We start from the raw sequence: 16,780 nt of genomic DNA on the forward strand, positions 1-16,780 counted from the left end.
GCAACCATCCAATGTTCTGGAGAGGTCATGAGTCGTCTATTGGTCTGCCCACCTGACTACTTCGGGATCGAATACGAGATCAATCCCTGGATGCGCCGGGTGAACGCCGTCAATTCAGACCAAGCCGTCCGCCAATGGCATCGGCTTATGCAGGTGCTCGAAGAAGATGTCGGCGTAGTCCTGGAACGGATGAAGCCGGTGCCGGGACTGCCTGACCTGGTGTTCACGGCAAATGCCGGCATCGTCGTTGGAAGCACAGCGATCCCTAGCCGTTTTCGCTATCCCGAACGGCAGAAGGAAGAGGCTTACTTTGAGGACTGGTTTCGTGGCCAGGGGTACAAGGTCGTCACGCTGGATCCGAGCCGCTTTTTCGAGGGGGCCGGAGATCTCTTAGGATTTCCCGACACCTGGTTCGGTGGCTATCGGCAACGTTCGGATATCACGGTGTTCCCGGTGCTTAGCGAGATGTTTCACCGGGAGATCATTCCCCTTGAACTGGTCGACAACCGGTTCTATCACCTCGATACCTGCTTATGCCCCTTGAGCGGCGGTGAACTTCTCTATTTTCCTCCCGCGTTCGATCACTATGGGCAAGAAGCTCTTGCCGAACGAATTGATCCCGGCAGACGTCTCGTTGTGCCGGAAGCAGAGGCCCTCAGGTTTGCCTGCAACGCCGTCTGTGTCGGAAAACATGTCGTGCTCCCCGCAGGCTGCCCCAATACAGAATCCCTGTTGATCTCGCATGGCTATCTCCCCCATCCGGTCCTGCTCGATGAATTCATGAAGTCGGGCGGCTCGGCGAAGTGTCTCACCTTAGCGTTAGACTAAGAAGAGCCATTGGCCTACAGCCACAAGAGGCTCAAAGTCTTCAAGTCTAAAAGTCTGAGGGTGACTTGATGACATTTCGACCCGCTAGTAGGTTCCAGAGCAATTCTGCAGGATGCTCAAAAAGCCCGTCCAGCAAGGCCGCAGGGAGTTCGGCGACTGAAGCGTACCCTTGTGGTACGTTGCAAGGAGACGAACGACCGAGAACGATGCTGGCGGGTGTTTTCAGCATCCTGCTAGGGTTTGTGCCGGAAGAGGAACGATCCGTATAACCCTGCGATGGCGATGGTGACGAGTTCGATCGTCAGCAGCAATCGGCTCATGACGGCGTCAGGTATCGGTGGGCTCAGGATGAAATGCATCCCGAGAAACTCAGGGGGCATTGACGGCGGAGTTTCCCAGGGTGGGAATAGAACAGCGAGGACCAGCATGGCCACCATACCGTAGAGAATATTAACATTCAGTTGACCCTGTTGCGATTTGACAGGTGGCGGTGGCGGTGGGGGATCAATGGAATCTGCATGAAGGCGCTGGCCGCAGTGCGAACAATAACGGCTGATCTCCGGAAGTTCATTCCGACAGGAGGGGCAGAGTTTCATGGCGGCTAGGCTACACCGAACGGAATCGGTTTGCTAGCAGGCTGTTGATAAAGTCCGCCAGCGGCGTTCTCGCGTCGCTCAGAGGCTCAACGTACTGCACAGAGTACGCGTCGCCTCTTTGCTTGCTGCGGCCTTGCTGGACGGACTTTCTGAACAGCCTGCAGGCCATTTAACCTCCGTTAGTGATCTAAGGGGTAGTCTCCTTTCCGGTGTCGCCAACTAGTTTGTCTACAGACTGCTAGATGGGTGGCGAACAGAGAATGCCAGCTTTTTTACCTGCCCGGTAGTCGTCTATACTTCTTCGCTGCTTTGGCGATCAGATTTTCTGGCCTATGTGAGATAGAGGTCGGGCATGGCACAATCGGAGTATGTCTTCCATCGAGTTGAAGATCGACGGGAACTTGAACGGCTTCGTATGATCGAGTCGGTGTTCGATCCTGCGAGCAGGAGAAGGATCCTGGCCACGGGGTTGCAAGCAGACTGGCGGTGTCTTGAAGTCGGGCCTGGCGCCGGGTCGATTATGACTTGGATGGGCGAGGTGGTTGGACCGACGGGCCAGGTCCTGGCGGTGGATCTCGACCCGAAATTTCTCAGCGAAGCGGAGCGACCAAATGTGAGTGTCATGCGAGCTGATATTCGCACGGCTCAGTTCCCACCACGGTCGTTCGATGTGATTCATGCTCGGTACGTCTTGATCCATCTTTCTGACTACGAGGTGGCGTTGGCGAAAATGTTCGATAGTCTCAAGCCTGGGGGGTGGCTTGTTCTGGAGGAACCAGATTTTTCAGCCTCTCGTGGGATCACCGGCAATGAGCAGGAATTGGTGTCTTTCCGAAAGGCCAATCAAGCCATCGAACAAATGTATGCGACATTGAAAATGGACTATGCGCTGGGATTGAAGTTGCCGTCTTTGCTCCAACAGCATGGGCTGCAACACCTCAGCGTGGAGAACGATGCCCCGCTTTGTGCCGGTGGGTCCGGCATGGCTGCGGTGATGAAGATGTCAGCCGAGCAATTGCGAGAAAAGTATCTGGCCACAGGGGTCGTTGACCAGTCTGATCTCGAACGGTATTGCCGGTTTGCAGACGATCCGAATACCTGGGCTATCTACTACGCCACAATCGCCGTGAGCGGTCGGAAGGCCGAGAGATGAGGTGTCTGTGAATACACCGGTATTAATCCTGCCCGGCTTTGGTAACTCGGGGCCGCAACATTGGCAAACCCTCTGGGAGCTGCGCCATCCCGATTGGCAACGCGTGAATCTGGGAGAGTGGGACAGCCCAATCTGTGACGATTGGATTCGTGCATCGGATGTGGCCGTGCAGGCTTGTCCTTCACCTCCCGTACTTGTGGCCCATAGTCTCGCCTGTCTCCTGGTGGCTCATTGGGTTCATCGTTTATCACGAGTTCCGAAGGGCGCATTTCTCGTAGCGGTGCCGGATCCGAAGAGTGACAGTTTCCCTGTCTCGGCGCACGGGTTTGTCCCGGTGCCGCTGGTGCCCTTCATGTTTCGGAGCCTCGTGGTCGCCAGCGCCAATGACCCGCTCGGATCGCTGGCCTATGCCAAACATTGTGCGATGGCTTGGGGAAGCATGTTCATCGATATCGGTCAGGCGGGACACATCAATGCCGACAGCGGGCATGGTGAATGGAACGAGGGGTATGATCTGTTTAGAAAATATGTGAGCTAACTAATGCAATTTCGTATTGATCACGCACTGCCCGAGGATGCGCCGGTTATCGCGCAGATGGTCGGGGAGCTACTTCGCGAAATCATGGGGCTGGTCGGAGCCAAGACGTTCGGGTTTCATCAGGAGGAGACAGAAGCGCGGGCTCGCTCCTGGATGATGGACGGGACGTACAGCGTCTTGCTGGCGCGTGACGGAGTGCAACCTGAACCATTCGGTTTTCTGGCACTTTATGAAGGCTTTGCTCTCTATACGGAAGGTGTATTCGGCACGATTCCAGAATTCTATGTCCGTCCCGACCATCGATCGAAAGGAGCAGGGGCGGCGCTGATAGGGGCGGCGCGTCGGCTCGCGCATTCGAGAGGATGGCGCAGAATTGAAGTCACGACTCCGCCGCTGCCGCAGTTCGACCGGACCATGGAGTTCTATCGGCGGGAAGGGTTCACTGTTTCAGGTGGACGGAAGCTGAAATTGGAGTGGCCATGAAGCCGGTCGTACAGCTCGAACGGACTGGGTGCGGCATTGCGAGCATGGCCGCGCTGGCAGGTGTGAGTTATGCGGAGGCGAAGCGTGTGGCAAGTCGGCTTGGCATATCCGCCAACGATCCGAAGTTGTGGTCCGAAACAGACCATGTTCGCAGGCTGCTCAAGGAGTATGGGTTTCAGGCGGCGCGAAACGAAGTGCCTTTTACTTCATGGGAGGCCCTGCCCGATCTTGCGTTGCTTGCGACCAAGTGGCATGAAGCACAGGGCCGCGCGTTTTGGCATTGGGTGGTGTTTTGGCGCGGGCCTCGCGGACCTGTCGTGTTTGATTCGAAGTGTGCACTTCGGTGTCACGCGCGAACCGACTTCGGTCGCATGAAACCGAAGTGGTGTATTCCGGTTGATCCGATTTAGAAAGCTGTGAAAAAACCATTGCCCAAGCAGTCTCGATTGGTGTCCGATGAGAAGGCTCGCTGTAGTTGGGCTGGCGAGAAGCCACACATGGTTCGCTATCACGACCGGGAATGGGGTCGGCCGGTGCATGACGATCGGAAGCATTTCGAGATGTTGTTGTTGGAAGGCGCGCAGGCTGGTTTGACGTGGGACACGATTTTGCGGCGGCGCGATGGGTATGGCGAAGCCTTTGCGGAGTTCGATCCGGTGAAGGTCGCGCGTTTCACGGCGAAAAAGCAGGCTCTGCTGCTGAAGAATCCCCGGATCATTCGCAACCGGCTCAAAATCGATTCGGCAGTCACCAACGCGCAGGCGTTTCTAGCGGTGCAGAAGGAATTCGGGTCATTCGATCGCTACGTGTGGGGGTTCGTCGGCGGGAAACAGAAAGTGAATCGCTGGCGCGCAATGGCTCAAGTTCCTGCGACAAGCCCTGAGAGCGACGCCCTGTCGAAAGATCTCAAGAGGCGCGGCTTCCGGTTTGTCGGCAGTACCATCGTCTATGCCTACATGCAGGCGGTTGGTCTGGTGAACGATCACACGATCGGCTGTTTTGTAAAATCTAAAACTTAAGAAATATTGTAACCCGACATCGATGCCTCTCCCCCGACCTCATGACCAGCTGGCCGGCTGTATGTGGCTTCCGCGTTTCGCAGAGAAAGCGAGACTGTCTCTCAATCATCAGCTTCCGCTTCCCTATCGACTCGCCTTTGGCAGCCCGGTCGGTGTTGACGGGCATTTTCTACGTCATTTCGGTCGCACCATCGATCAGTTCATTTCTGGCGTTCGACAGTCGGCGGATAACGCGGCGTTGGCCCGATGGTTCCTCGCGTTTCCCGGCGCCAGCCCACAACGCATTGCTGAATGGAACAGCCAAGCTACCGTGCTTGGCGCCAAGGGGCATCCCGGCTATCTGACACGCCATCTCGCCAAATGGCTGTTCTATCCCAAGTCAGTGTGGTCTCCCGTCGGCAGCATATTTGAGGCAATTGATCAGGACGAACGCTAATAACGAGGGGGGAAGGCTCGAGGTTAGGGTATCCCCACCCATCTCATCCGTCTCGCGCATCTTGCTGCGGACAGCCTCCTAATTGGAGCTCTCCGACGAACTGACAAAGGCCTTTCGGTAGGTTGTCACTTTTTGGAGATAGTGGCGGGTCTCTTCGTAGGGCAGGTTTGCACGCAGCTGGTCATAGACGGCGGCTGGTTGGAGACTATTGATCTGGTTGACGGCTGCCACGCGGTCGCGTGAAAAGGTGCGGAACACGTTGCTCGGGCCTGTATTGTAGGCCGAAATCACGCAGTACTCGCGCGACACATTATGTGCCACGTCTTCCAGCTGGTTAAACATCAATACATTCAAATAGGCGGTTCCCAACTCCACGTTATTCTCAGGGTCGAAGAGATAATCACGTGAAGGGGCGATGTCCTGTCCTTTTGCGCGGCGATAGGCTTCGCGGCCTCCGCTGGTGGGGACGAGCTGCATGAGTCCGTAAGCCGGCGCCGAACTGACAGCGTAGGGGTTGAAGTTACTTTCCGTCCGAATGATCGCAAAGACGAGGCTTGGGCTGATCTTATACTGCTCGGCGAACTGTTGGACGACCGGACGATATTTCTCCGCCTGTTTCTGTGGAAGGTTTGCTGCCATTTTGATCGTGACGTAGGTGGCCGTTTTCTTTGTCCCGTCTTGGTCTATGTTCCGCGTGCTGGATTTGCTGGTGAGCAAATAGTCCGCGAACGGTTCCGCATCGCCCGGCGTTCGAATCGCTCTACTCTGCTGGTCGAGGACTAATCCAAAGAGATAGGGCTCTCTGTCTCCCGTCAGCACGATCTCCTTATCGGAAAACAAGTCGACAGATCGGGGATCTTGAGGCGTCAACAGGGTCGTCACGACGGCATTTTTCAAGCTGCGCTTGGGCTCTTGATCGTCGACTGTTTCAACGAGAATGTCCCCCTTGTCGAAGTCTACGATCGCGCGACTTTTATAGTTCTGCGTGTACTTCACGTATTTTTTCTGCTCGGGCAGTTTGACTTCTTTCTTTCCCCATGTCTCGCCGACCTTGCCGCCGAGCGCCTCGTAGAGGGCTTTGAAATCACGTTGGGCGGCTCGGAGGTCCCTGAGCACTAACTCGGGATCGCGGGCATACTCATCGAGCCGACGCTTGGCGATCTGTCCCGGATCCTTTCCCTGGGCGAGATCGATGATAGTCTTGCCGGTCCGGCCCGAGACGACCCGCTCTGCACCGGTAAGCACACGGTCCGTTGTCTCACAGCCTGATATGAAGAAGGCGAAGGTGAAGATCACCAGCGGGGAGAGCGAAGCCGATAGACGCATGGGTGCATTGTACAGATTTTGTGAAAGCCTGCAAGGTTGTCGTTATGCGGGATAACGACCGTTATTTCGTTTGTTTGGTTTGTCTCGTTTATTTGGTTGAGCAAGACAACCAGATGAGTGAATCAAACTATATCAACCAGACAAACCAAACAGACCAAATAAACCAGATGAACCAGCTTCTCTTAGGCTTGGGACTGGCTGGCTGACTCGGTCTGTTTGCTCTCGAGTTGGGTCCAGCGGTCATAGAGCCGTTCGGCTGTGGCGCGTGCTGCCTCCAGCGCTTCGGATCGTGTCAGTAATTCTGCCGCATTGGAAGCGATGGAAGGATCTTCTACCGCTGCCTGACAGGCGGCGATGGCCTCCTCTGCCTGGACGATTCGTTGCTCCATCTTCGCCCATTCCTTCTGTTCCCGATAGGACAGGCCTGCCTTTTTGGTTTTCGGAGGTGAGTCTGATTCGGCGCGGGACGATTTAGATGGTCGTACCGACGACGCGCGAGTCTGCTCCAGCGTCGCTCGTTCCTGTGCGGACTCCCATTGTGCATAGTCGGCAAACCATTCGGTCTGTCCTGTGCCGTCCAGCGCAAGCAGCATGGTCGAGACACGGTCTAAGAGCCATCGGTCGTGGGTTACCAGCATCAAGGCGCCGGGGAACTCCAGCAGACTGTCCTCCAACACATCAAGCGTCGGAATATCCAAGTCGTTCGTTGGTTCGTCGAGGATCAAGAGATCGGCCGGTTGGAGCATCAGCCGTGCGATGAGGAGCCGCGCCTGTTCGCCTCCGGAGAGGCGGGAGACCGGGAGATCCAACTGCTCAGGCCGGAAGAGAAATCGTTTCGCCCAGGAGACGAGGTGCACCGAGCGTTCTTGATAGACGACCGCATCACCATGTGGGGCGAGGGCTCGGCGGAGAGAAGAGGATTGATCCAGTGATTCGCGGTGCTGCTCGAACGTAACGACACGCAGTTTGTCTGCGCGGGTGATGGTGCCCGAATCCGGCTGGAGTGTGCCCGCCACCAGTTTGAGCAGGGTGCTCTTTCCGCTGCCATTCGGCCCCAGCAACCCAAGCCGCTGTCCCGGCCCGAGCAGCAGATCGAGATCCTTGACGATCTGCTTCCCCCCGAGCGATTTGCAGAGTTGTGTGGCCTCGACCAACTGTTTTGACCTGCGCCCTGATGCGGTGAAATTGATGCCGGCTGGGCCTTGGTCTTTTCGGGCTTCGGCGCTATTCAGTTCTTCGATCATACGGCCTGCTGAATCGATTCGCGATTTGGCTTTTGTCGTGCGGGCTTTGGGGCCACGCCGGAGCCACTCCACCTCGCGGCGGACACGATTCGCTAACGACGCCTCGTAGTTCGCCTGCGCATGAAGTGCGGCATCCCGCTGTTCCAGGAAATCGCTGTAGTTACCTTTAGCTTCGAACACCCCAGTCGGATAACTGCGATTGATCTCGATCATCCGAGACGTCACCGCTTGCAGAAAACGCCGATCATGGCTGACGACGAGAAAGGCGCGGGCTTGGGCCCGTAACAGTCGTTCCAGCCACAGAATACCCTCGAGATCCAAATGGTTGGTCGGCTCGTCCATCAGCAAGACGTCCGGTTCCAGCATCAGCGATCGGACGATGGCCAGGCGTTTCTTCCACCCTCCGGAGAGCGTACCCACTGATTGGTCGGTTGTGGGAAATTCACCCAGGCTGAGCGCTGCAGCTGTGCGACCACTGTGGTCGTGTGGGTCCAGCCCTTCGTCGATGAGGACCTGTGCGAGCACCTCTTCAATCGTATGTGCTTCGTCAAGCGAGGGTTCTTGCGGCACATAGCCGATGCGAAGTTGCCGGCGCATCGATCTGGTTCCCTCATCCGGTTCTTCGAGTCCCGCCATGATCTTGAGCAGGGTCGATTTGCCGGAGCCATTCGGTCCGACCAGTCCGACATGATCGCCCTCGGCCAACCCGACCGATAAATCGGCAAACAAGGGTTTGACCCCGTAGCTTTTGCTGATGGACTCGCAGCTCAAGAGAATTGTCGGTGGCATAGCGCTACAGACCGAATGAAACAATGAGTAATCGGCTGATGAACGATCGGGCAGGACTGTTCACGCCAGGCTGGATCGCACAGGTTGAGTGTACGGGGCGGAGAGCAGAACTGCAAGGGGAGGGGATGGAAGCCTGATGATCTTCTTTGCTCGCGCAACGCGCGGCCTCCGAAGGCCTCGTTGGACGCGCGCAATAGAGGATCAACCAGCCCACCCTCGAGGGGGAATAGGGGGAAGATGAGAGCGCGCAAGCAACCACCCTTTTTGCTCGCAGGGCCCCCACGACAAAAGAAATGGAATGGCACCCACGTTGGTTCTGTGCTCCCGGAACGCGCGCCCTAAGAAGGGCCTCGTTCGACGGCCGCACGTACACCAACATGGGTGCCATCCAAGAAACGAAAAGCTAGCGAGCTTGGAAGGATCAATTAGGTGCATGGTGGTCGCCCGATGTGCGCAACGGAGACCACAACCAGTCACCTCGCTGACGGTGGTGAGGAGATTTGCGTTACGTCTTACTCAATACGCGCAGTGGAAGATCAATCAGTTCCCATCCCGAGAAGTCAAAAAGATTGGAAGGTCACCCGTAGGCAGCTCGTATCGCATGTCCCGTCCGTTCCCAGGTCTCATGTTTACGAACCTCGTGGGGTTGAAACGGCAACGAGCATGGCGGTATGCTCTGAAACATCTGTGGCGAGTGCTACAAATAGAAACTGGCCGATCAGGATCTTGGACGGATCGGCCTACGCGTTGTCAGTCATGTTCTAAAAACAAGAGGAGGATCTTAATGAGCCAAAAGTCACTCTATGAACGTCTTGGTGGGTACGATGGTATTACAACCTTTGCAAACGACCTGCTGCCACGTTTGCAAAACGATTCACAATTGGGGCGCTTCTGGAAAAATCGGGGGGACGACGGGATCGCGAGAGAAAAGCAATTACTGGTTGATTTCTTGTGCTCTTCTGCCGGTGGCCCGATGTACTACACCGGACGTGACATGAAACTGTCCCATGTGGGCATGAAGATCAGCGAAGCCGACTGGTCGATCTTCTTGCGCCACGCCGGAGCGACGATGAGCGCCTTAAAGGTTCCCAAACAAGAATGTGATGACATTGTCGCATTCGTGCAGGGCCTGAAAAAAGACATCGTAGAAGCATAAGCGGGCGCTCAAAATCGAGATTAGTCGACGGACAGGCCTCGGCAGATTCGCCTCGACTGAACGCACCGATGACGCACGCGCTTAAGCGCGCTCATCGGTGCGTTGGGCGTCATACAAGGCTAACTCCTCTTCAGCTCAATCCTTGACCAGACGGGCTATACGTATGGGGTATATGGTTGACGGCTGGGATGGAGAGGGGTAGACTGACGCCATGCGAATCCATGCGCATCGTTCCCTTTCGGTTCTGGCCTGCACGCTTGTCGTGCTCTTTTTTGCGTTGAGCTTCAATGCCTATGCCTGCCTCCTGCCGGTGAATGGTGCTCCAGCTGCCGCAATGGGCAATGGCTGTTCGACTCCGGACGAACAACCGGTCTATCAGTTCTGCGATGCGTTTAAGACGCTTGGCGTCCAGTCTGCCGATAAGCTCCAGCTCGATAGCGACTATCAGACGCTCTGTTCTGAAGACAGCGCCTCGTTAGTACTTCTTGCCGTCCTTACGTCATCATGCAGCCGCTTGTCCGACCATCCTATCGTCGGCCCCCCACAGGATCTCCTGCTCAAGATTTCCGTGCTTCGCATCTGATCTTCCCCTCCCATACCACGCGATTGCTCCTTGGCTATTACGTGTAATGTTCGACGCTCAGTTTGAGCGATCGGCCTGACGTCTAATCCTCTCCGCTTTTAAGGGTCGGAGCACAGACAGGGCCTCGAACATGTGGGAATTCTGGGAGGTCATTGCCATGAGACCGAATAGACGACGTCGCTGTGTGGTGGTCGCGGCAGTGCTGATGCTTTTTTTGAGCAATGGGCTAGCGAGAGCGCAGGATTCCGACTCTGTGCCGCGGAACAGGCTGGTGCTGCAGGAATTGATCCAAGCAGTTCTGGCTCGGAATCCCGAGCTTGTCGCAGCACGTAAGCAATGGGAAGCAGCCACAAACCGGATTGCGCAGGCGCAGGCATTGGATGACCCTACCCTGTCCGTCCAGCTGTGGAACATCCCGCAGCCCTTCAAGGCCACGCAAGCGGACAATACGATCTTCGGTCTCTCGCAGAATCTCCCCTTCCCCGGTAAACGTTCGCTCAAAGGCGAGGTCGCGAGCCGTTCTGCCGAGATGACCGAGCAGGCGGTCCGCGCAAAGGAGCGGGAACTCGTCGCCCGTTTGAAGCAAGCCTACTACGATCTGTTTCTCGCCCAGAAGGCGGTCCAGATTCATCATGAACAGGTCGAACTGCTCAGACAGTTTGTGGAGATTACAAACTCGAAGTTCCGTGCGGGGAAGGGGAGCCAGGCCGATGTCCTCAAGGCCCAAGTCGAGCTGTCCCTGTTGTTCCAATATCGCCCCGCGCTGGACCAGCGTCGAGTAACCACCGAGGCGATGCTGAATACGCTGCTCGACCGAGACCCCGCGTCGCCCTTGGGTCTTGCGGAGGAACCGGCTCATCTGCCGTTCACGCAGCCCGCCGACGATCTGCACAGTCTTGCGCTGAACGAAAGGCCGGAGATCAAAGCCGCCGAGCTGGATGTGCAGCGGAACGAGCAGTCCCATGCGCTGGCCCAGCGTCAGTACTACCCGGACTTCAACGTGGCGTTTCAGCGCTTCCAGAACTATCAGGCCAACGACGGGTTCGGCGCCTATGTGGCGATGAGTATTCCCTTCGCGTTCTGGACCAAACCGAAGTACGACGCAGGTGTGCAGGAGGCAGCGGCGGCAGTCGCAGTCGCGCGGGCACAACAACATACCGTGGAGAACCTGACCAGATTTCAGATTAACGACCTTCTGGCCAAGCTCCGGGCGACCGACCAGGTGGCCACGTTGTACCGCACCACCATCCTGCCACAGGCCGAGCAGAGTCTGGAGGCGGCACGAGTCGGATATCGTGCAGGCAAAGCAGGGTTTCTGGATCTGATCGATACCCAGCGAGCCTGGCGGGGATTTCAGCTTGAGTATTTCAAGGCCCTTGTGGACCGCCAGTATCGGTTGGCTGAACTTGAGCAGGTCGTCGGCACCAGTCTCGATCGGCAGAGCTAATGTAATCATCAAGGAGGAGCACATGAATCAGCACACATACAGGAAAAATTTTGTGGTCGGCGCTGTGGCGGTCAGTGTGGTCGCTGGAGTCGCTGCCGGTTTCTTCATCGCCCACAAAAGCATGGATGACATGGCCATGGGAACAGAGGTCGCCTCGGCGACCTCGGGGCGGGCGGGTGACAGGGGAATAGGGGACGTCTTGGCGTCCCCAGGGTGGGCGGGTGAGATAGATGACATGAAGCAAACGGATATGAAGGGAATGTCTATGCCTGGCATGCCAGGCATGTCCGCCGCGCCATCCGGGGCCGTGGTGGTTCCGGCTGTGACCAGACAGTTGATCGGGGTCCGAAGCGCGCCGGCGAGCGTGGCGGTATTAGGACAAGAGATTCGCGCGGTCGGCACGGTTGGCTACGACGAACGGGGACTCACGCAGGTCACATTGAAAACTTCCGGGTGGGTACGAGAGGTCTTTGTCAATTCGATCGGCCGTCCCGTACGCAAAGGCGAACCACTCTTTACGCTCTATTCGCCGGATCTTCTGGCCACGCAGGACGAGTATCTCCTCGCCGTGAAAACGCAGGGCCAACTGGCTACCAGTCCGCTCGGTGAGGCGAAAGCCAACGCATCGTCCCTCGTGGCCAGTGCACGGGAACGCCTGAAACTGTGGGACGTCACCGATCAGCAAATCGCTTCGTTGGATCGCCGGGGTAAGGCAGAGCCGCTGCTCATGGTCTATGCCCCATCCTCCGGGATTGTCCTCAAGCGTGAGGCCTTGCCGGGAAAATATGTGGAGCCAGGCACGACACTGTATGAGATTGCGGATCTCTCCCGGGTCTGGATCTCCGCCGACATCTATGAGTCCGAGGTTGCGGCGGTCAGACGGAACCAACCGGCTTCCGTCACCTTCGCCGCTTATCCAGGAGAAACGTTTCAGGGTACGGTCTCGTATGTGTACCCCACGCTGAATACCGAGGCTCGCACCGTGCGGGTGCGAGTGGAATTGCCGAATCCATGGTTGAAGCTGAAACCCGGCATGTACGGGAACGTGACCCTGCAAACCGATGAGACCAGGGTTTTGGTCGTGCCCAAGGAAGCGGTGTTGGAGACGGGCCTTCGTCAACTCGTATTTCTGGACCGTGGCGAAGGAGCATATGCACCCTATCCGGTCAAACTGGGTCGTCGTAATCAGGATTCGGTTGAAGTGCTGGAGGGAATCAAGGAGGGGGATCGGATCGTGACGTCGGCCAATTTCTTATTGGATGCGGAGAGCAAGTTAACCTCGGCGTCGAGCATGCAGGCCATGATGGGCCGGATCGGCATGGGCGATTGGCAGATGCGCGGTGCTTACGAGGGCAAGATGGAAGGCATGGACATGAGCGATATGAAAGGGATGGAGGGAATGCAAGACATGAAGGGGATGGAAGGCATGCCGGGCATGCAGATGGGGGATATGAAGGGCATGGAGGGGATGAAAGGGATGGAAGGCATGAAGGGGATGGAGAATATGCCTGGCATGGAAATGGGGAGTAACAAAGAAATGAAAGGAGCTGGGACCCGCCAGGCAGCCGGACTATCCCTCACGTTGAATACAGCACCGGAAAATCCCAAGGCCGGTGACGTGCTGCTCAAGCTCAACCTGACAGATCAGGCCGGCAAACCGGTGACCAATGCACAAGTTGTGTTCGTCTACACGATGCCGATGCCGGGCATGACCGATTCCAAGGCGGCGGCGCACCATACCAAGGATGGGCTCTACGAAGGGAAGGTCATGTTCGGCATGGGCGGTACCTGGGTGGTGACGGTCAATGTGACGGTACCAGGGCGACCGCCCATTGCCGAAAAGTATCAGTTCTCGGTCGCTGGGGGGGGCATGTAATCCACCATGCTCGCACGACTCATTGACGGAAGCGCCCGCAATCCTATCCTGGTCATCCTCTGTGTGGTGCTGTTGGCAAGCTGGGGCCTGTGGGCGGGATTTCAGGTTCCACTGGACGCGGTTCCCGACCTGTCCGATGTCCAGGTGACCATCTACACCGAGTGGCAGGGGCGCAGCCCCACGTTGATCGAAGACCAGGTCACCTATCCGATCGTCACGTCCTTGCTTGCCGGTCCGAAAGTCAAACGAGTGCGAGGCGTCTCAGAATACGGGGTCTCGTACGTCTATGTGATCTTCGAAGACCGGACCGACTTGTACTGGGCCAGGAGCCGTGTGCTGGAGTACATGCAAAAGCTGACAGGGAAGTTGCCCTCCGGCGTCTCGCCGACGCTAGGCCCTGATGCGACCGGCGTCGGATGGGTCTATCAGTATGCGCTGGTCGATGAGTCCGGCGCACACGACCTGGCACAGCTCCGGGGTCTTCAGGATTGGTACCTGCGCTTTCAACTGGAAAGTGTGCCTGGGGTGGCAGAAGTCTCGGCAGTCGGCGGGTTCGTCAAGCAGTATCAACTCGAAGTCGACCCGAACACGTTGGCCGCGTACAAGTTACCGATCAAAACGATCATCGAAGCGGTCCGGAACAGCAATGCGGAGGTGAGCGGCCGTGTCTTGGAAATGGCCGGTACAGAATATGTGATTCGCGGGCGCGGCTACCTGCGCTCAATCGAGGATATTGAGCTGATCCCCGTTGGAACGGATGGACGTGGCACGCCAATCTTGATCCGGGACATCGCCCATGTCCACATCGGACCGGACCAGCGGCGCGGCGTCGCTGAGTTGGATGGCAAGGGCCAGACAGTCGGCGGGATCGTGATCATGCGCGCCGGGGAAAACGCGCTCGCCGTGATCGAGCGGATCAAAGTCAAGCTGGCGGAGATCACGCCGGCTCTGCCGAAGGGTGTCCGCATCGTTCCGACCTATGACCGGTCCGATCTCATTCATCGGGCCATTGCCGTACTCCGCGAGAAGCTCGTGGAGGAGAGCGTCATCGTCAGCCTGGTCGCTATCGTATTTCTGTTTCATCTGCGTAGCGCCCTGGTGGCGATTCTCATCCTGCCCGTGGCGGTGCTGCTGGCCTTCATTCCGATGGCCTATCTACATATTACCTCCAGCATCATGTCGCTGGGTGGGATTGCCATTGCCATTGGCGCGATGGTGGACGCGGCCATTGTCATGGTGGAGAACGCGCATAAGCGGTTGGAACAATCGCCGCAGGCAGACCGAATCGAGACCATCATTGCGGCAGCCAAAGAAGTCGGCCGCCCCTTGTTCTTCTCGTTGCTCGTGATCGCTGTATCCTTCCTGCCGATCTTCGCGCTGGAAGCCCAAGAAGGGCGGCTGTTTACGCCGTTGGCCTACACCAAGACGTTCTCGATGCTGTTCGCCACAGCGCTCTCGGTGACCTTGGCCCCTGTACTGATGGTCCTGCTGATCCGGGGGCGCATTCGAGCGGAGACCAAGAATCCATTGAACTGGCTGTTGGTCACGCTATATCGACCGATCATCGCCGGCGCGCTGCGCGTCAGGTGGCTGACGCTTACAGTGGCGGTGGTGGTAGTGGGGCTCACGGCGCCGATCTTTTCCCGTCTCGGCGCGGAATTCATGCCGCCGCTGAACGAAGGGACCATTCTCTACATGCCGACCACCGTGCCCGGCCTCTCGATTCCTGAGTCGGCCAAGATCTTACAAGTCCAGGATCAGTTGCTCACGACCTTCCCGGAAGTGGAACGGGTGTTCGGCAAGATGGGGAAAGCGCCGACTGCGACGGACCCGGCCTTTGTCGGAATGGCCGAGATCACGGTCACCCTCAAACCGGAATCGCAATGGCGGCCTGGCATGACATGGGACCGGTTATTGGATGAGATGGATGCCAAGCTGCGCATTCCAGGATTTCCGAACATCTGGTGGATGCCGATTCAGACTCGCACCGAGATGATCACGACCGGTGTGCGAAGCCCGGTCGGTATCAAAGTTCTGGGGCCGGATCTGAAGACCATTGAGAAAATCGGCTTGGAGATCGAGGAAGTCCTGGCAAACGTGCCAGGCACGAAGAGCGCCTTTGCCGAACGGTTGAATGAAGGCTATTACCTGGATCTGACCGTGAACAGACGCGAAGCGGCCCGCTACGGCCTGACAGTGGGAGATGTGCAAGGAGTGATCACCACCGCCATCGGCGGCGAGACCGTGACAACCACCGTCGAGGGGCGGGAGCGGTATCCGGTCAATGTGCGCTACAAGCGCGAACTGCGCAATGATCCGGACCGGCTCAAGAGGGTGCTGATTCCCACACCGAGCGGGGCGCAGATTCCGCTCGGACAAATTGCAGAGATGGTCATTACTCAAGGGCCGCCGTCGATCGCGGATGAAGCGGGAGCGTTGGCCGGTTTAGTTTCGGTCGCGGTCAGCGGTCGAGACTTGCGCGGCTATGTCCAAGACGCCCAACGCGCGGTGCGAGACCGAGTGACCTTACCCTCCGGCTACCGACTGATCTGGACCGGTCAATACGAGCATTTGATGCGGGCCGAAGAGCGGTTAAAGCTGGTCGTCCCCGTGACCATTGGGATCATTCTCTTGCTGCTCTATCTCAACTTCGGTTCGTTGGCAAAATCGCTGATCGTGCTCCTGTCCGTCCCCTTCGCCGCGATCGGGGCCATCTGGTATCTCGACTATCTGGGCTACAACTTGAGCGTGGCAGTGTGGGTGGGCATCATCGCCCTGGCAGGCGTGGCAGCGGAGACGGGCGTGGTGATGCTCGTCTATCTCGACGAGGCCTATGAGCGGCGGGTACGCGAAGGCCGCATGACGACGGCACAAGACCTCCGAGAAGCCATCATGGAAGGCGCGGTTCAGCGGGTGCGGCCCAAGATGATGACGGTCGCTGCGATCATGGGCGGGTTGCTGCCCATCATGTGGACCACCGGCACGGGCGCCGACGTGATGAAACGGATTGCCGCGCCGATGATCGGCGGCATGGTAAGTTCGACGATCCTGACGTTGATCGTCATTCCCGTTCTGTACATTGTCTGGAAGGGTTGGACGATGAGTTTAGGCTCTCTGAACGACAGGACCGTCGTCAATCCTGCGTCCTCCCAATCGATTCCTCATTAGTGAGCGATCCGTCTGCCTGGGTGATCGATCCGTCCCATCATATGCCTATCACGACTTGTGGGCGAGATTGCGCCATCTCCTCCTGACCGCAAAGCACAAGCCGGCATTGACAGAGTTTCCCCTGACTGGTATTTGTGA

15 protein-coding genes are annotated in these 16,780 nt (G+C 57.4%); 12 read left to right on the plus strand and 3 right to left on the minus strand.

Translation table 11 applies throughout. From position 1 onward, the window contains the following. Positions 1-27: 27 nt before the first annotated feature. Positions 28-828, plus strand: a complete 801-nt coding sequence (locus HZB34_08985; protein MBI5316092.1) for an amidinotransferase — start codon at positions 28-30, stop codon at positions 826-828. 233 nt (positions 829-1,061) lie between these two features. On the opposite strand, the gene HZB34_08990 is transcribed toward HZB34_08985, so the two are convergent. Beyond that, positions 1,062-1,424: a zinc ribbon domain-containing protein gene (locus HZB34_08990; GenBank protein ID MBI5316093.1), complete on the minus strand. Its 363-nt coding sequence runs from the start codon at positions 1,422-1,424 to the stop codon at positions 1,062-1,064. Positions 1,425-1,776: 352 nt separating this feature from the next. On the opposite strand from HZB34_08990, the gene HZB34_08995 reads away from it, so the two are divergent. The 6 genes from HZB34_08995 to HZB34_09020 all read left to right on the plus strand — a co-directional run bounded on the left by HZB34_08995 (position 1,777) and on the right by HZB34_09020 (position 5,053). Continuing rightward, positions 1,777-2,577, plus strand: a complete 801-nt coding sequence (locus HZB34_08995) for a class I SAM-dependent methyltransferase (GenBank protein MBI5316094.1) — start codon at positions 1,777-1,779, stop codon at positions 2,575-2,577. 7 nt (positions 2,578-2,584) lie between these two features. After that, positions 2,585-3,115, plus strand: coding sequence for a serine hydrolase family protein (locus HZB34_09000; protein MBI5316095.1), 531 nt, complete (start codon positions 2,585-2,587; stop codon positions 3,113-3,115). Between the two features lie 3 nt (positions 3,116-3,118). Next, a complete protein-coding gene (locus HZB34_09005) occupies positions 3,119-3,598 on the plus strand; it encodes a GNAT family N-acetyltransferase (protein ID MBI5316096.1) in 480 nt (159 codons plus the stop codon). Continuing rightward, complete coding sequence (locus HZB34_09010) at positions 3,595-4,008, plus strand: hypothetical protein (protein MBI5316097.1); 414 nt, start codon at positions 3,595-3,597, stop codon at positions 4,006-4,008. Before HZB34_09005 ends, HZB34_09010 begins: the two co-directional genes overlap by 4 nt. Before the next feature lie 36 nt (positions 4,009-4,044). Further along, positions 4,045-4,617, plus strand: a complete 573-nt coding sequence (locus HZB34_09015; GenBank protein ID MBI5316098.1) for a DNA-3-methyladenine glycosylase I — start codon at positions 4,045-4,047, stop codon at positions 4,615-4,617. A gap of 61 nt (positions 4,618-4,678) precedes the next feature. Beyond that, complete coding sequence (locus tag HZB34_09020; GenBank protein ID MBI5316099.1) at positions 4,679-5,053, plus strand: hypothetical protein; 375 nt, start codon at positions 4,679-4,681, stop codon at positions 5,051-5,053. 78 nt (positions 5,054-5,131) lie between these two features. Here the strand turns inward: HZB34_09020 and HZB34_09025 are convergent, their stop codons facing one another. Both HZB34_09025 and HZB34_09030 read right to left on the minus strand, forming a co-directional pair. Beyond that, on the minus strand, positions 5,132-6,379 hold the full coding sequence (locus HZB34_09025) for a DUF3393 domain-containing protein (protein MBI5316100.1): 1,248 nt from the start codon (positions 6,377-6,379) through the stop codon (positions 5,132-5,134). A 182-nt stretch (positions 6,380-6,561) separates the two neighbouring features. Beyond that, the gene (locus HZB34_09030; protein ID MBI5316101.1) at positions 6,562-8,412 is read right to left on the minus strand and encodes an ABC-F family ATP-binding cassette domain-containing protein; all 1,851 of its coding nucleotides are present in this window, start codon (positions 8,410-8,412) and stop codon (positions 6,562-6,564) included. 784 nt (positions 8,413-9,196) lie between these two features. On the opposite strand from HZB34_09030, the gene HZB34_09035 reads away from it, so the two are divergent. The 5 genes from HZB34_09035 to HZB34_09055 all read left to right on the plus strand — a co-directional run bounded on the left by HZB34_09035 (position 9,197) and on the right by HZB34_09055 (position 16,642). Beyond that, a complete protein-coding gene (locus tag HZB34_09035; GenBank protein MBI5316102.1) occupies positions 9,197-9,568 on the plus strand; it encodes a group 1 truncated hemoglobin in 372 nt (123 codons plus the stop codon). A 211-nt stretch (positions 9,569-9,779) separates the two neighbouring features. Next, a complete protein-coding gene (locus tag HZB34_09040) occupies positions 9,780-10,151 on the plus strand; it encodes a hypothetical protein (protein ID MBI5316103.1) in 372 nt (123 codons plus the stop codon). Between the two features lie 157 nt (positions 10,152-10,308). Then, positions 10,309-11,598 carry a TolC family protein gene (locus tag HZB34_09045; GenBank protein ID MBI5316104.1) on the plus strand — a complete coding sequence of 430 codons (1,290 nt, stop codon included), beginning with the start codon at positions 10,309-10,311 and terminating at the stop codon, positions 11,596-11,598. 22 nt (positions 11,599-11,620) lie between these two features. Beyond that, positions 11,621-13,474, plus strand: a complete 1,854-nt coding sequence (locus HZB34_09050; protein MBI5316105.1) for an efflux RND transporter periplasmic adaptor subunit — start codon at positions 11,621-11,623, stop codon at positions 13,472-13,474. A 6-nt stretch (positions 13,475-13,480) separates the two neighbouring features. Further along, positions 13,481-16,642 carry an efflux RND transporter permease subunit gene (locus HZB34_09055; protein MBI5316106.1) on the plus strand — a complete coding sequence of 1,054 codons (3,162 nt, stop codon included), beginning with the start codon at positions 13,481-13,483 and terminating at the stop codon, positions 16,640-16,642. Positions 16,643-16,780: the final 138 nt, after the last annotated feature.

Source organism: Nitrospirota bacterium, assembly GCA_016219645.1.
In the GTDB taxonomy this organism is placed as follows: Bacteria; Nitrospirota; Nitrospiria; order Nitrospirales; family Nitrospiraceae; genus Palsa-1315.

Bases quoted from the DNA above. Each gene is read 5' to 3' on its own strand.
- HZB34_08985 (MBI5316092.1), top strand. From the start codon at position 28: ATGAGTCGTCTATTGGTCTGCCCACCTGACTACTTCGGGATCGAATAC.
- HZB34_08990 (MBI5316093.1), bottom strand. From the start codon at position 1,424: ATGAAACTCTGCCCCTCCTGTCGGAATGAACTTCCGGAGATCAGCCGT.
- HZB34_08995 (MBI5316094.1), top strand. From the start codon at position 1,777: ATGGCACAATCGGAGTATGTCTTCCATCGAGTTGAAGATCGACGGGAA.
- HZB34_09005 (MBI5316096.1), top strand. From the start codon at position 3,119: ATGCAATTTCGTATTGATCACGCACTGCCCGAGGATGCGCCGGTTATC.
- HZB34_09010 (MBI5316097.1), top strand. From the start codon at position 3,595: ATGAAGCCGGTCGTACAGCTCGAACGGACTGGGTGCGGCATTGCGAGC.
- HZB34_09020 (MBI5316099.1), top strand. From the start codon at position 4,679: ATGTGGCTTCCGCGTTTCGCAGAGAAAGCGAGACTGTCTCTCAATCAT.
- HZB34_09025 (MBI5316100.1), bottom strand. From the start codon at position 6,379: ATGCGTCTATCGGCTTCGCTCTCCCCGCTGGTGATCTTCACCTTCGCC.
- HZB34_09030 (MBI5316101.1), bottom strand. From the start codon at position 8,412: ATGCCACCGACAATTCTCTTGAGCTGCGAGTCCATCAGCAAAAGCTAC.
- HZB34_09035 (MBI5316102.1), top strand. From the start codon at position 9,197: ATGAGCCAAAAGTCACTCTATGAACGTCTTGGTGGGTACGATGGTATT.
- HZB34_09040 (MBI5316103.1), top strand. From the start codon at position 9,780: ATGCGAATCCATGCGCATCGTTCCCTTTCGGTTCTGGCCTGCACGCTT.
- HZB34_09045 (MBI5316104.1), top strand. From the start codon at position 10,309: ATGAGACCGAATAGACGACGTCGCTGTGTGGTGGTCGCGGCAGTGCTG.
- HZB34_09050 (MBI5316105.1), top strand. From the start codon at position 11,621: ATGAATCAGCACACATACAGGAAAAATTTTGTGGTCGGCGCTGTGGCG.
- HZB34_09055 (MBI5316106.1), top strand. From the start codon at position 13,481: ATGCTCGCACGACTCATTGACGGAAGCGCCCGCAATCCTATCCTGGTC.